General features: G+C 65.6%; 13 protein-coding genes. 2 read left to right on the plus strand and 11 right to left on the minus strand.

What is annotated here, in order from left to right:
- Nucleotides 1-7 precede the first annotated feature (7 nt).
- The 9 genes from AC3WLX_RS28595 to mobB form a co-directional block, all read right to left on the minus strand.
- Nucleotides 8-865, minus strand: a complete 858-nt coding sequence (locus tag AC3WLX_RS28595; RefSeq protein WP_492338492.1) for an alpha/beta fold hydrolase — start codon at nucleotides 863-865, stop codon at nucleotides 8-10.
- Nucleotides 862-1,305, minus strand: a complete 444-nt coding sequence (locus AC3WLX_RS28600; RefSeq protein WP_492338493.1) for a hypothetical protein — start codon at nucleotides 1,303-1,305, stop codon at nucleotides 862-864. The genes AC3WLX_RS28595 and AC3WLX_RS28600 overlap by 4 nt, the downstream gene beginning before the upstream one ends.
- A gap of 183 nt (nucleotides 1,306-1,488) precedes the next feature.
- On the minus strand, nucleotides 1,489-2,571 hold the full coding sequence (locus AC3WLX_RS28605; protein ID WP_492338494.1) for a HupE/UreJ family protein: 1,083 nt from the start codon (nucleotides 2,569-2,571) through the stop codon (nucleotides 1,489-1,491).
- Nucleotides 2,572-2,589: 18 nt separating this feature from the next.
- Nucleotides 2,590-3,063, minus strand: coding sequence for a Cys-tRNA(Pro) deacylase (ybaK, locus tag AC3WLX_RS28610; RefSeq protein ID WP_492338495.1), 474 nt, complete (start codon nucleotides 3,061-3,063; stop codon nucleotides 2,590-2,592).
- Nucleotides 3,064-3,174: 111 nt separating this feature from the next.
- Nucleotides 3,175-5,943, minus strand: coding sequence for a formate dehydrogenase subunit alpha (gene fdhF / locus AC3WLX_RS28615; RefSeq protein WP_492338496.1), 2,769 nt, complete (start codon nucleotides 5,941-5,943; stop codon nucleotides 3,175-3,177).
- A complete protein-coding gene (locus tag AC3WLX_RS28620; protein WP_492338497.1) occupies nucleotides 5,940-7,646 on the minus strand; it encodes an NADH-ubiquinone oxidoreductase-F iron-sulfur binding region domain-containing protein in 1,707 nt (568 codons plus the stop codon). The genes fdhF and AC3WLX_RS28620 overlap by 4 nt, the downstream gene beginning before the upstream one ends.
- 282 nt (nucleotides 7,647-7,928) lie before the next feature.
- Nucleotides 7,929-8,162, minus strand: a complete 234-nt coding sequence (locus AC3WLX_RS28625; protein ID WP_492338498.1) for a sulfurtransferase TusA family protein — start codon at nucleotides 8,160-8,162, stop codon at nucleotides 7,929-7,931.
- A gap of 47 nt (nucleotides 8,163-8,209) precedes the next feature.
- Entirely contained in the window at nucleotides 8,210-9,466 is a 1,257-nt protein-coding gene (locus AC3WLX_RS28630; protein ID WP_492338499.1) for a molybdopterin molybdotransferase MoeA, read from the minus strand.
- A gap of 9 nt (nucleotides 9,467-9,475) precedes the next feature.
- Complete coding sequence (gene mobB / locus AC3WLX_RS28635) at nucleotides 9,476-10,003, minus strand: molybdopterin-guanine dinucleotide biosynthesis protein B (protein ID WP_492338500.1); 528 nt, start codon at nucleotides 10,001-10,003, stop codon at nucleotides 9,476-9,478.
- A gap of 107 nt (nucleotides 10,004-10,110) precedes the next feature.
- On the opposite strand from mobB, the gene AC3WLX_RS28640 reads away from it, so the two are divergent.
- Together AC3WLX_RS28640 and mobA are read left to right on the plus strand one after the other, a co-directional pair.
- On the plus strand, nucleotides 10,111-11,001 hold the full coding sequence (locus AC3WLX_RS28640) for a formate dehydrogenase accessory sulfurtransferase FdhD (RefSeq protein ID WP_492338501.1): 891 nt from the start codon (nucleotides 10,111-10,113) through the stop codon (nucleotides 10,999-11,001).
- Nucleotide 11,002: 1 nt separating this feature from the next.
- Nucleotides 11,003-11,638 carry a molybdenum cofactor guanylyltransferase MobA gene (gene mobA / locus AC3WLX_RS28645; protein ID WP_291619344.1) on the plus strand — a complete coding sequence of 212 codons (636 nt, stop codon included), beginning with the start codon at nucleotides 11,003-11,005 and terminating at the stop codon, nucleotides 11,636-11,638.
- Nucleotides 11,639-11,643: 5 nt separating this feature from the next.
- Here mobA and AC3WLX_RS28650 read toward each other — a convergent pair whose 3' ends face one another.
- The gene (locus tag AC3WLX_RS28650) at nucleotides 11,644-11,943 is read right to left on the minus strand and encodes a hypothetical protein (protein ID WP_291619315.1); all 300 of its coding nucleotides are present in this window, start codon (nucleotides 11,941-11,943) and stop codon (nucleotides 11,644-11,646) included.
- A gap of 71 nt (nucleotides 11,944-12,014) precedes the next feature.
- Complete coding sequence (locus tag AC3WLX_RS28655; RefSeq protein WP_492338502.1) at nucleotides 12,015-13,964, minus strand: molybdopterin biosynthesis protein; 1,950 nt, start codon at nucleotides 13,962-13,964, stop codon at nucleotides 12,015-12,017.
- Nucleotides 13,965-13,969 lie beyond the last annotated feature (5 nt).

Consider the following 13,969-nt stretch of genomic DNA (forward strand, 5'->3'; position numbering starts at 1 on the left):
CTCCCTTTTACGACTTGTGCTTATCGAGGATGTCCTGCAGCACCGGCGCGATGTAGCGGCGGAACTGCACGGGGTTTTCGCTCATCGGAAAATGACCGAGCCGCTCCATCACGATGGCTTTCGCGCCGGGAATGTTGGCGGCGGTCCGCAGTGTGTCCTCCGGCGTGCAGGAGAAATCGTACTCGCCGGTCAGCAGATAAAGCGGGCACGCATTGACGTCGATACTGCCGGTCCGTCCGCGCAGATCGCCATCGACGCGATAAAAATAGAGATCGCCCTTGAAGACGCCCGGGCCACCCTGCTTGTAGCCCCAGAGCGTCTCCGCGCGCGCAGCCTCGGGACCGCCCGGCGCGATCAGACCCGAGACAAGCGCGGCGCAGACCTCGCCGCCGTGAACATCGGGCCGGTTCAGCCAGTTCGTGTCGTACCAGGGCTGCTGGAAGTCCGCGGCCTCGAGCCCGATCAGAGCACGAAACTCCCGGGCGTGCTCTATGGCGAGATTGAGCACAATGCGACCGCCGATCGAGCAACCCATCACCACCGGCCGCTCCAGCCCAAGCGCATTGCAAAACGCCCGGATCGTCGCCGTATAGCTTGCGGTGGTCAGCCGATACTCGTTGCCATATTGGCTCTCCGGCGGATTGGACTTGCCGTGCCAGGGCATGTCGAAGGCGATGACGCGGAAGTGCCTGGTAAATTCGTCGTCCACGAGTAGATGGCGCCACTGCCGTGCGTCGGAGCCGGCGGTGTGAAGACAGACGAGGGGGACGCCACTGCCGTTCTCCTCGAAATAGATCCTATGGAGTTCGCCATCGATGTCGACATGCACATAGCGCCCGGCGATCGGCTCGATGAAGCCGTTCATGACGCACCTCCAAACCCGTTCTGCCGGGGCAGCGCCAGGAGATCCTTGAAGTACTGGAGATGCGTCATGAAGGGATGCAGATCGCCTTCGAGGGTCGCCTGCCCGCGCTTGGTCAGCGCCAGCAGATCGTGCCAGCCCGCCGGCGGCATCGGTTGCCAGAACGCGGCGAGAGCTGCAGGCGTCGCGCGATAGGAGAATCGCCAGGAGCGCATCAGCACCGGCGCCGGCACCATATCCACGATTCGGCCGGCCCGAATGGCGAGGTGGAATGGCTGGGGGCTCGGGCCGAGCAGGCAATCGACATCGAGCCAGCGGCCGCGGGCAGTGAGCGCCTCGTCGCGGGCGAGCAAATCAGGGATCGTCCTGAACGCTGCGATCACGGCATCGGGAGTAAATGGCACCGGGGAGCCTTCGTCCGGCCGGGCGCGTTCGGATTCCATCGTTCCTTCCCCTGCCCTGATTGTTCTATCTAACAGAACGTTATTCTATTTCTATTCCATTTCTATACAGCGCTCGCGAACGAAGACAAGGGTGGATAACGGGAAAGAGCCATGGGGCTGCGGTTGTGACGGATGCAGGCGACCGCTGAAGAGATGAAGCTGGTCCGGCAGCGCCGCTCGACCTCAAGCTTCGAAGACGCGTGCGAACAGCCAATACCCGCCGAGCAGGCCGATGAGCGCGGACAGTGCGTATACCAGCCCTGCCGCCCTCACCGGTTCCGACCGGCCGGCGCTCCATCGATCGGCAAGACGGAGGATCTGCAACGCGACGGCGACGATCGCGACCTGCCCGATCTCGACGCCGAGGTTGAAGGCGGCGAGCGCCGGGACGATCGCATCCGTCGGCAGGCCGATCTCCCGAAGCACGCCGGCAAAGCCGAAGCCGTGAATCAAGCCGAACAGGAAAGCAAGGCGCCAGCGCTTGTCGACGTCGCGCGAGAAGAAGTTCTCGACCGCCACAAACATGATCGAGGCCGCGATCGCCGGCTCCACGATGCGGCTCGGGACGACCAGGACATTCAACGCCGCGAGCGACAATGTCAGGGAGTGAGCGACGGTGAAGGCCGTGACGATCTTGACGACCGGCATCAGCCGGCGCGCCCATAGCACGATTGCGGCCAAGAATGCCACGTGATCGTAACCGAGGAAGATATGCTCGATGCCGGTCAGGAGATAGCGCCACATGGTCGAGGCCAGCGACGGTGGCTCCTTCGAGAGCGTGACCGTGATGTTGTCCGCGTCGAGCAAGGCCTGCGTCTCGGACCTGCCCTGCGCAACCAGCACGACCTGACGCGCGGCCTTGTCCTTTTCAGTCAGCACGGTGGAGCGATAGACGATATCGCCGGCCATGCTCGCGCAAGCAAAGCTGTTGCGATAGATGATGCCGTCACCATCGGGCAGAATCGCAGCGTTGCCCGGCGCACAGGCGGAGCCGCCCCCCGTCACGGCCATATGCGTATGGAAATAGGCTAGGATTGCGGCGCCGGCCGCTTCGACCGCCGCGGGATCGACCGCGTCCTGCTTTGCGTCATATGTCCTCGCGCCGACCAGCCGGTCGACATCGCTGCCCTTCAATCCGAGCTCGACCTTCACAATGCGTTCGGCGGTCAGCGCCACGCGTGCCGTGACGAGGTTGACCTGATGCGCCTCGGCCGGGTGGCCAATGCCGAGCAGAACCGCTAGCCACAGCAGAAGCGGCCACTTCACGATCTAGCTCCGTCGCCGTCACGCCAGTACATCCGCCACGACCGCCTTGAGGACATCCCGGACATCGGCCGGCTTCAGCCGGATCTGCAGTCCGCGCTGACCGCCGTTGAGATAGACGAGGTCATGCGCCAGCGCGCTCTGCTCGATCACGGTGCCGACCTGCTTGCGCTGGCCGAACGGGCTGATGCCGCCGACCTTGTAACCGGTGCTGCGTTCCGCCTCGGGCGGCTTCATCATCTGCGCCGACTTGCCGCCCGCCGCCGCCGCCAACTTCTTCATCGAGACTTCCTGGTCGGAGGGAACGACCACGCAGACCGGCTTGCCGTCGACCTGCGCCATCAGCGTCTTCAGGACCCGCGCGGGGTCCTCACCGAGCGCGGCGGCGGCTTGGAGGCCAATACTTTCGGCGTCGGGATCATAGTCGTAGGCATGAACGGTGAAGGCGACGCCGGCGGCCGTGAGTGCGCGTGTGGCGGGGGTGACTTTGGACATGGGCCATATCTACCACCGCCATGGCGAGGAGCGAAAGTGTACCGGATTCCCCGGCTTCGCGGGGAATGACAGCGGCTTGTGTGGCCTCGTGTGCGATGACGACGAGGCCCGCTACTCCGCCGCGTCCCGCATCTCGGCGCGCTCGGCCCGTGCCGCGCAGAACTTGAACTCCGGGATCTTGCCGAACGGATCGAGCGCCGGATTGGTGAGCAGGTTTGCGGCCGCCTCGGCGTAGCAGAACGGCATGAACACCATGTTCTCCGGCACGTCGCGGTCGGAGCGGACCTTGACCTCGACCGCGCCGCGGCGCGTCTCCAGGCGGATGAAATCCCCCGGCGCGAGCTGCTTCCTGCGCATGTCCTTCGGCGACATGAAGGCGACCGCCTCCGGCTCGATCTGGTCGAGCACCTGGGCGCGGCGCGTCATCGAGCCGGTGTGCCAGTGCTCCAGCACGCGCCCGGTCGACAGCACCATCGGATATTCATCGTCCGGAATCTCGTCCGGCGGGATCACCTTGGCCGGCACGATCTTGCCGCGGCCGCTCGCGGTCGGGAAGCCCGTGGTGAAGATGATCTCATTGCCAGGCTTGTCCGGCGCATCGACCGGATAGGTTACCGCGCCTTCGCGCACCAGGCGCTCCCACGTGATGTTCTTCAGCGACGGCATCAGCTGCGCCATCTCGGTGAAGACGTCGCCGGGACCGGAATAATTCCACGGCAGGCCCATGCGCTTGCCGATCTCCTGGATGATCCAGAGATCCTGCCGCGCGTCGCCCGGCGGCTTGACCACCTGGCGCGCCAGTTGCACGCGGCGGTCGGTGTTGGTGAAGGAGCCCTCCTTCTCCGCGAAGGCCGAGGCCGGCAGGATCACGTCGGCATGAAACGCTGTCTCGGTGACGAACAGATCCTGCACCACGAGGTGATCCAGCATGGCGAGCGCCTGGCGGGCATGCTGGAGATCGGGATCGGACATCGCGGGGTTCTCGCCCTCGATATACATGCCCTTGATCTCGCCGGCATGGATCGCGTTCATGATCTCGACCACGGTCAGGCCGCGGACGGGATCGAGATCCTGCTGCCAAAGCTTTTCGAAGCTGCCGCGCAGATCGTCGCGACCGACCGGCTGGTAATCCGGCAGGAACATGGGAATGAGGCCGGCGTCGGACGCTCCTTGCACGTTGTTCTGGCCACGCAGCGGATGCAAGCCGGTGCCGGGACGGCCGACCTGGCCGGTGATCAGCGCCAGCGCGATCAGGCAGCGCGCATTGTCGGTGCCGTGGACGTGCTGGCTGATGCCCATGCCCCAGAAGATGATCGACGATTTTGCCCGCGCATAGGTCCGCGCCACTTCGCGCAGCGTCTCCGCCGGGATGCCGCAGATCGGCTCCATCTTCTCCGGCGTGAATTCCTTGATCTTCTCCTTGAGGTCCTCAAAACCTTCGGTGTAGCCGGCGATATACTGGTCGTCGGTCAGGCCCTCCGTGATGATCGTGTTGATCATCGCGTTCAGCATGGCGACGTCGGAGCCGGGCTTGAACTGCAGATGCCTGGTCGCGTGGCGCGACAGCGTCTGCCGGCGCGGATCCATCACGAACAGTTTTGCGCCGTTCTGCTTGACGGCGTTCTTGATGAACGTCGCCGCGACCGGGTGGTTCACGGTCGGGTTGGCGCCGATCACGATGATGACCTCGGCGTCCATGGCGGCTGCGAACGGCGCCGACACCGCGCCCGAGCTCAGGCCTTCGAACAGCGCTGCCACCGACGAGGCGTGGCACAAACGGGTGCAGTGGTCGACGTTATTGGAGCCGAAGCCGGTGCGCACCAGCTTCTGGAACAAATACGCCTCTTCGTTCGAGCCCTTGGCCGAGCCGAAGCCGGCCAGCGCCTTTACGCCCTTCTCGTCGCGGATCTTGACCAGGCCCTTGGCAGCAATATCGAGCGCCTCTTCCCAGCTTGCTTCGCGGAAATGCGTGAACGGATTGGCCGGATCAACCTGGTCGTTGGCATCCTTCTTCGCGTTCGGCAGCCGCACCAGCGGCTTGGTCAGGCGATGCGGATGGTGGATGTAGTCGAAGCCGAAGCGGCCCTTGACGCAGAGCCGATTGTGATTGGCGGGACCGTCACGGCCTTCCGCATAGATCACCTTCTCATCCTTGACCTCGTAGGTGACCTGGCAGCCGACGCCGCAGAACGGGCAGAGCGAGTCGACCTTCCTGTCGGCATAGGTCACGCGGATCTGCTTGTCGTCGAGCATCACGGCCGGCATGAGCGCGCCGGTCGGACAGGCTTGCACGCATTCACCGCAGGCGACGCAAGTGGACTCGCCCATGGGATCGTCGAAGTCGAACACGATCTTCGAACCGTGATTGCGGTAGGCCATGCCGATGACGTCGTTGACCTGGACCTCGCGGCAGGCGCGCACGCACAGGCCGCACTGGATGCAGGCATCGAGATTGACGCGCATCGCCGGATGACTGGCGTCGGTGGTCCAGCGTTCGGCGGCGGGGAAGCGGCTTTCGGTGACGCCCGTGGTCTCGGCCCAGTGCCAGAATTTCGACTCCGGATCGTGGCTGGTCTCGCGCGCCGGCTGGTCGGCGACGAGCAGCTCCATCACCATCTTCTGCGCGGACACCGCACGCGCGCTCTCGGTCTTCACCTTCATGCCGACCGAGGGCGTGCGCTTGCACGATGCGGCAAGAACCCGCTCGCCCTCGATCTCGACCATGCAGGCGCGGCAATTGCCGTCGGGGCGATAGTCCGGCGCCGGCGAATAGCACAGATGCGGAATCTCGCGGCCCTGACGCTTGGCCACCTGCCAGATCGTCTCGCCTGCGCTGGCCTCGACCTGCTTGCCGTCGAGCTCGAACGTAATCTTGGTCATTCGGCCGCTTCCTTGAACTCGTCGGGGAAATATTTGATCACGGAGGACAGCGGATTCGATGCCGCCTGTCCGAGCCCGCAGATCGAGGCATCGCGCATCGCCTGGCTCAATTCTTCCAGCAAGGCACGGTTCCAGACCGGCTTCTGCATCAGCAGCGCCGCCTTCTGCGTCCCGACACGGCATGGCGTGCACTGGCCGCAGCTCTCGTCCTCGAAGAACTTCATCAGGTTCAATGCTGCCGCGCGCACGCTGTCCTTGTGAGACAGGATCACGATCGCAGCCGAGCCGATGAAGCAGCCGTATTTCTCCAGCGTGCCGAAATCGAGCGGGATGTCGTCCATCGACGCCGGCAGGATGCCGCCGGACGCACCGCCTGGCAGATAGGCGTAGAACCGATGGCCCTCGGCCATGCCGCCGCAATATTCGTCGATCAGCTCACGCACGGTGATGCCGGCGGGCGCGAGCTTCATGCCGGGATCCCTGACGCGGCCCGAGACCGAGAAGCTGCGCAAGCCGTGCCGCTCGTGCCGGCCATGGCCCTTCCACCAGTCGGCGCCCTTCTCGACGATGTCGCGCACCCACCACAGCGTCTCGATGTTGTTGATCAGCGTCGGCAGGCCGAACAGGCCGACCTGGAACGGATAAGGCGGCTTGTGCCGGGGCAGGCCGCGCTTGCCTTCGATGCTTTCCAGCAGCGAGGATTCCTCGCCGCAGATATAAGCGCCGGCGCCGCGGCGCAGGTGCAACGTCGGCCCACCCGGCGGCAGCTTGGCGATCTCGCGCTGGAGGATCTCGCGCGAGGCCGGATATTCGTCGCGCAGATAGATGTAGACGTCGCTCGCCTGCACCACATGCGCGCCGATCAGCATGCCCTCGATGAAGCGATGCGGATCGGTTTCGAGATAATAGCGGTCCTTGAACGTGCCGGGCTCGCCCTCGTCGCCGTTGATTGCCATCAGCCGCGGCCCGGGTTCGCCGAGCACCGCGCGCCATTTGCGACCCGTCGGGAAGCCGGCGCCACCGAGCCCGCGCAGCGAGGCGTCGTCGAGCGACTTCAAAAGGTTGTCCGTCGAGAGTTCGCCCGCGCGCAGCCGGCCCAGCAGCTTGTAGCCGCCGCCGGCGACATAGGCGTCGTAACCGACATAGCTGGGCAGATGGGCGTGCGTGTCGCCGGCTTTCGCGGCGGCCATCACGTTCGCGACAGTGGCATGATCGACGAAATTGTGCCCGACTTCCGCGGCCGGCGCAGTATCGCAGCGGCCGACGCAGGGGGCGCGCACGACGCGGATGCCGGGCCCCGATGCGCTCTGCAAATCCTCGAGCAGTTTCTCGCCGCCAAGCATTGCGCAAGTCAGCGAATCGCAGACGCGGATCGTCAGCGGCGCGATGTCCAGCTCGCCTTCCTTCACCACGTCGAAATGCGCATAGAAGGTCGCGGTCTCGAACACTTCGGCGAAGGCTAGCTTCATCTCGTCGGCGAGCGCAGCCAGATGCGCAGCCGAGATCTGGTGGTACTCGTCCTGGATCAGGTGCAGATATTCGATCAGGAGATCGCGCCGCCGCGGCCTGTCGCCGAGCAAGAGCTCGATCTCGTGAGCGGCGGTCGGATCGACCTGCCGTCCTTTCGGGGTGGCCTTGGCGCGTCGGCGCCCCTCACCGGGATGCTCGAAGGAGCGGACCTTGTGCACGTCCTCATGGCTCATCGATTCGCCTCGATCTCGTCTCGTAGAACGGCTCCACTTCTAAACTCTGGCATGCCAGATGCCAAGATCATTTATTATGCTCGCGGAAGCGGTTACGCGGCACAGCTCAATGGAGCGCTCCCAGATCTGACCCGGACACGACCCTGCGTTCGACCATCTGGCCGAGCGAAGCCCGAATTGAGCGGGAGATCAATAAAGGCGTCCCATGCTGCGATTGCGAAGTCCTATCGACTTCGCCTCAGCCGCGGAGCGCAAGGGTGGCCGCTGCCAACATTCGCCCTGCTACGCGACGCCGCTCTTTTCGACCAGGAACACGATGCGCGCCTCGTTGCGCTCGGTGATCTCGACCTTGTCGCCGGTCTCGCGGATCAGATTGGGAATATCGATGACCGAGAGCGGATCGGTGCAGTGAACCTCGAGCTGGTCCCCTGCCTTAAGCGGCTTGAGCGCCTTGCGGGTCTTGAGCGCCGGCAGAGGGCATTTCAGCCCGGTGAGATCGAGTGTCGTCCTGCTCATCGCGGCACCATGGCGAGACGGGGCGGCTGCGTCAACGTTAGACGGGATCAGATCAGGCTGGCGTAGGACAGGAAGCCAACGTCCTGCCCAGGCTCGACATTCGTGATGTCCTCGACGAGTTCGACGAGGCCGTCGGTCTCCACCAGCGAAGACAGCAGCCCTGCCCCTTCGCGCGGGAACTTGACCGCCTCGAGCCCGCCGTCCTGCGCGCGCCGCAGCGATGCGCGCACATATTCGCGCCGGCCGGCCTTCTTCTTGTAGGCAAACGCCGCACGCACCGGGATGGGCAAGAGCGGCTCCGGCAAGGCGCCAGACAGCGCCAACACCGTCGGTCGCACCACGTGGACGAATGTCACGAAGCTCGCGACCGGATTGCCGGGAAGTCCGATCAGCGGCGTGCCGTCGATGATGCCCATCGCCACGGGCCGGCCCGGCTTGATCGCCATCCGCCACAGCACCAGCGAGCCGATGCTCTCAACCGCAGCCTTGACGTGGTCCTCCTCCCCGGTCGAGACACCGCCGGTGGTGAGGACCAGGTCGTGGCTGCCTGCAACCTGCTTCAGGCCGCTCGCGAGCGAGGTGCGCTCGTCGCGGAGAATACCAAGATCACTAATCTCGCAGCCGAGCCGCCGCAGCATCGCCAGCAGCATGAAGCGGTTGGAATCGAATAGCTGCGAGGCTGCGCGCGGCTCGCCGGGTGACGCCAGTTCGTCGCCTGTCGAGAACACGGCGACACGGATGCGCCTGACGACGTCTAGCCTGGTCAGGCCGAACGCTGCGGCAAGCGCGACGTGCTGCGGTCGCAGGCGCTGGCCGGCGCGGAGCGCGACGTGACCATGCGGAATGTCCTCGCCAGCGGGACGAACATTGGCCCCACGCTTTAGCCCCGGCGGCAAGACGATCCTGCCTGAAGCATCGACGCGGACGTCCTCCTGCATGAAGACGGTCTCCGCATCCGGCGGCATCGGCGCGCCGGTGAAGATACGCACAGTGTGGCCGGGCTTGATCGGCGTTTGCGCAAGGCCGCCGGCCTGAATGCGGCCGTCCAGCGAGAACGCCTGCTCCGCGCTTGCCGGAAGGTCGGCGTTGCGCACGGCGTAACCATCGACGGCGGAGTTGGTGAACGGCGGCAGCGGCAAAGGCGCCGCCACATCGCCCGCGAGCACGCGTCCGTCGCCCTCGACCAGCGCCACCGTCTCGATGTCGGCAATCGCGTTGACGCGGGTCGTGATGAGGCCAACGGCTTCGTCGACCGACATCATCGGGCCGCCGAAGGCAAAGCAATCGTCCGAGAGTTGCGCCATGGTGCCTCGTCAGCGTATCGCGGCGCTTCTGGCCAAAGCTTCCTCGACCGGCATCGCCGCACGCAACATCAAGGCCGCGGCAGCCGCGATGTCGTCCAGATGGACAGTCGGCAGCCTTGTGTCAATCGCGACGTCGCTCGCAATCCCGGCAATGCCGGGATCGTCCGGAAACAGCAGCGGCTTGTCATTGCCCGCACGATGCACCTCGATCTTGCGATGCGGCTCGCGCTTGAATCCCTCGACCACGACGAGATCGACCGCCGAGAGCTTGTCGAGCAGTTCCGGCAGCCGCGGCTCCGCCGCCCCGCGCAGCTCATGCATCAGCGCCCAGCGGTTCGACGAAGCCACCAGCACCTCCGCCGCACCGGCCTCGCGATGGCGCCAGGAATCCTTGCCTGGCACGTCGACGTCGAACTGATGATGCGCATGCTTGATCACGGAGACGCGCAGGCCCTGCGCGTTGAAATGCGGGATCAGCCGCGTCAACAGCGTGGTCTTGCCCGCACCGCTCCAGCCCGCAAGGCCGATGACCTTCATAACTGTTCGATCTCCGCCAGTCGCACCCCGCGACCGGAACCGCCTTCTCTATCGTCTTGAGCATGCTTATATCGGCTTGACCCGAATGTCATGCTAACGTCGCGGCCATGATGAAGATCGACAAAGCCCCGGTGTCCCTGATCGTCCCCAATCCGGACGACCCCCGCCTGACCCAGAGCGTGACCGGCACAGACCAGACCGGCACCAAGGTCGAGATCAAGGTGCCGATGGAGCGGCCACTGACGCTCTACCTGAATGCGCAGGAGATCGTCACCATGATGACGATCGGCGACTATCCGGAATATCTCGCGCTCGGCTATCTGCTGAACCAGAACATGCTGAAATATAACGACGTGGTCACCGAGGTCGAGTACGACGACGACCTCCAGGTGGTGGTCGTGCGCACCTCGCACCACACCAATTTCGAGGCCAAGCTGAAGAAGCGCACGCAAACTTCGGGCTGCGCGCAAGGCACCGCCTTTGGCGACCTGCTGGAGGCCGTCGAGAGCGTCGCACTGCCCAAGGCCGAGCTGCGCACCTCCTGGCTCTACCAAATGACGCAGACCATCAACACCATGCCCTCGCTCTATCTCGAGGCCGGCGCGATCCACGGCTGCGTGCTGTGCAAGGAGGGCACCCCGCTCTGCTACACCGAGGACGTCGGCCGCCACAACGCCGTCGACAAGATCGCAGGCTGGATGTACCGCCACGGCGTCGACGCGTCCGACAAGATCCTCTACACCACGGGACGCCTCACCTCCGAGATGGTGATCAAGACCGTGCGCATGGGCATTCCAATCCTGGTGTCGCGCTCCGGCTTCACCGCCTGGGGCGTCGATCTCGCGAGGCAGGTCGGGCTGACGCTGGTCGGGCGCACCCGCGGCAAGCGCTTTCTCGCACTCGCAGGCGAGGAGCGCATCGTCTACGACCAGAACCTCGCTTACGTCGAGGAGGAATCGGCCAAGCACAAGCGCAAGGGCGAAAGCGGTGACGACTAGGATTCCAACCACGCATGTTCCGCCGACTCTCGGCGTGCTGCTGGCCGGCGGCCTCGCACGGCGCATGGGCGGCGGCGACAAGCCGATGCGCAGCATCGGTGGACGCACTATTCTGGAGCGCGTCATCGCGCGCCTGTCGCCCCAGTGCAGCGGGCTGATCCTCAACGCCAACGGCGATCCCGTCCGCTTTGCCGCGTTTGGCCTGCAAGTCGTCGCTGACGACGTCCCGGACTTCCCGGGCCCGCTCGCCGGCATCCTCGCGGCGCTGGATTGGAGCGCGGCGAACCGGCCGGAAATCGAGTGGGTGCTCAGCGCCGCCGGCGACTGTCCGTTCCTGCCGCGCGATCTCGTCGCGCGGCTGCACGAGGCGCGCGCGGGCGAGAACGCGCAGCTTGCGGTGGCCGCGTCAGGCGAGCAGTCGCATCCGGTGATCGGGCTGTGGCGCGTCGCCTTGCGCGAGGAGCTGCGCCACGCGCTCGTGGTCGAAGACCTCCGCAAGATCGACCGCTGGACCGCGCGCTATCGGCTGGCGACGGTGACATGGCCTACCGAGCCGCTCGATCCGTTCTTCAACGCCAACACGGTCGAGGATATCGCCGAGGCGGAGCGGCTCGCGGCACTCGACGACGCCTTCTAGCGATCTCACGATTTCGGGAACTCGTTGAGCAGCTGCGCCCAGATGATCGCGAAGGCGATCAGGCCACAGAGGCCGACGACAATGCTGAACCGCGGCAGTCGGCCGATCGCCACCAGCAACCAGGCCGGCAGGAAGAACAGGCCGAACACCATGCCGAGCGGGAAGACGGCCAGCCATTGAAAGCCAGTGCCGTCCCCGGGCGGGACATTCGCGATGTGGTAGAAGGTGTAGAGCCAGAACAGCGTCCCCGTCGCCGCGACGAGGGCAGCAAACTTGCGGAAATTGAGGGGTGTGGACGCAGTCATGGCTTGGCTCATGCTGCTTGGTCGCGGCGGCGGTCGCACAAGTTCATGACGTCTTGAACGAGAACTGGTCTCTACGCGGGCCGGAAACCCGCGCGCTCTAGTGCCACGCGCGCCGCGGCCGAGCCAAGCGCGTCGAGAAAGGCCCGCACGGCCGGCCGGTCCTTGCGCGCCGTTACCAGCGCGAAGTCATAATGCTCCTCCGCGAAGGGAATGAAGCCGAGGCCGGCCGCGTGGGCAACCGGCGCAATGGTCATGCCCCAATCGGCGCGGTGCTGCGCGACGGCCGCGGCGACCGCATTGTGCGAACGCGGCTGGTTCCAATAGCCTTCCGGACGCGCGCCGGCGAGCAGGCGATCGATCAGAATGCGCGTACCGGCGCCCTGATTGCGATTCACCATGATGCAGGCAGGGTCGGCGAGTCCTGCGGCAACCGCGTCCTTCGCACTGAGACCCTCGAAGCGAGTGTCGCCCTTGCGGAAGACGATGCCCTGCATCCGCCGCCAGCCCGGCACGAGTTCAAGCCCATCGACGAGATAAGGCGCGTTGTAGGTCTCGCTCTTGTCGTCGAACAGGTGGATCGGCGCGAGGTCGCACTCGCCGCGCTTGGCCGCCGCCAATCCTCCGAGGCTGCCGATGGCGATCGTGCGCACGGTCAGGCCAGCATGCGCGAGCTGCGCGGTGACGAGATCGAGGCCGGTGCAATGGCTGCCGACGATGACGAGATCGGGCACGCGCACATGCGGCGTGAACAGCGTCACCTCGGTTTCGGTCCCGGCCGGCATTTGGTCAGCCAGCGCATCGATGCGAAGGAATCCGTCGGCCTGTGCGAATGACGTGATCGCACCGGAGCCTTTGCCGGAGGGATAGGCGATCAGGCCATCCCTGCCTTCGACCAGCGAGACCATGACGAACTCGGTGCGGCCGAGCTCGGAGGCGATGCGCACCGGCACGGTCGCGTTCACCCTGGCATCGGAGCGAGGCGGCAGGCCGGCCATCCTGCGCAGCACCGGCACGATCATGTCATGGAAGGTGAACATCGCCGAGGTCGGAAAACCCGGCAGGATCACCACCGGCTTGCCGTCGCACACCGCAAGGCACAGCGGCTTGCCGGGCTTGAGCGCAACGCCATGCGCAATGATGCCCGGCGCACCGAGCCGCCCGATGATGCGATGGGAGAGATCGCCCGCGCCTTTCGAGGTGCCGCCCGATAGCACCAGCATGTCGGCGTCCGCAAGCGCGTTGCGCATGGCAGCTTCGAGCCTGGCCTCATCGTCGGGAACAGCGCCGAGGAAGACGGCCTCACCACCATTCTCGTCGATGGCGGCCGCGACGATGGCGCCGTTGGTGTCGTAGATCTCGGCTGGCCCGAGCGGCTGGCCGGGCTGGACCAGTTCGTCGCCGGTGGAGATCACGGCGACGCGCGGCTTGCGCGCGACACTCACCTCGGCAATGCCGCAAGCCGCGAGCATGCCGATCTCGCGCGAGCCGATGATGGTGCCGGCGCGCAGCAGCGCCTCGCCGCGCGCGATGTCGGATCCGGCGTAGGAGACGAATTGCCCCGGCGAGACGGCGCGACGGACATCGATCGCCTCCGAGCCGGCCGGCTGAGTGTGCTCGACCATGACGACGGCATCGGCGCCGCGCGGCAGCGGACCACCAGTTGCGATCGGCGTCGCGGTCCCGCCCGCCACCTGAAGCGTCGGCGCGGTGCCGCAGTGAATGGTCTCGCCGTTCAGCGTCAGGCGAACGGGCTTGCCTTCGCCGGCCACCGCAAGATCGGCGGAACGCACGGCAAAGCCGTCGACATTGGAGCGGTCGAACGGCGGCACATCGATCGGTGCGGTGATGTCTTCGGCGAGCGCAGCGCCCAGAGCAGCAGCGAGCTTGCGCTTCTCGCTGAGAAGAGCGCGCGGGAACAAGGCCGCCTCGAAGCGCGCCAGCGCCTCCTCGCGCGAGAGGATCTTGAGAAACTGCTCCTGTTCGAGCTCGCTGCGGTGTGGTGATCTCGGGATCATCGTCATGCCAC

The sequence above is a fragment of the Bradyrhizobium sp. FW305-F6 genome, from assembly GCF_058782905.1.

Coding starts and splice junctions, on each gene's coding strand:
- AC3WLX_RS28640 (WP_492338501.1), top strand. CDS start 10,111: ATGATGAAGATCGACAAAGCCCCGGTGTCCCTGATCGTCCCCAATCCG.
- AC3WLX_RS28655 (WP_492338502.1), bottom strand. CDS start 13,964: ATGACGATGATCCCGAGATCACCACACCGCAGCGAGCTCGAACAGGAG.
- AC3WLX_RS28595 (WP_492338492.1), bottom strand. CDS start 865: ATGAACGGCTTCATCGAGCCGATCGCCGGGCGCTATGTGCATGTCGAC.
- AC3WLX_RS28630 (WP_492338499.1), bottom strand. CDS start 9,466: ATGGCGCAACTCTCGGACGATTGCTTTGCCTTCGGCGGCCCGATGATG.
- AC3WLX_RS28600 (WP_492338493.1), bottom strand. CDS start 1,305: ATGGAATCCGAACGCGCCCGGCCGGACGAAGGCTCCCCGGTGCCATTT.
- AC3WLX_RS28620 (WP_492338497.1), bottom strand. CDS start 7,646: ATGAGCCATGAGGACGTGCACAAGGTCCGCTCCTTCGAGCATCCCGGT.
- fdhF (WP_492338496.1), bottom strand. CDS start 5,943: ATGACCAAGATTACGTTCGAGCTCGACGGCAAGCAGGTCGAGGCCAGC.
- ybaK (WP_492338495.1), bottom strand. CDS start 3,063: ATGTCCAAAGTCACCCCCGCCACACGCGCACTCACGGCCGCCGGCGTC.
- AC3WLX_RS28650 (WP_291619315.1), bottom strand. CDS start 11,943: ATGACTGCGTCCACACCCCTCAATTTCCGCAAGTTTGCTGCCCTCGTC.
- mobB (WP_492338500.1), bottom strand. CDS start 10,003: ATGAAGGTCATCGGCCTTGCGGGCTGGAGCGGTGCGGGCAAGACCACG.
- AC3WLX_RS28625 (WP_492338498.1), bottom strand. CDS start 8,162: ATGAGCAGGACGACACTCGATCTCACCGGGCTGAAATGCCCTCTGCCG.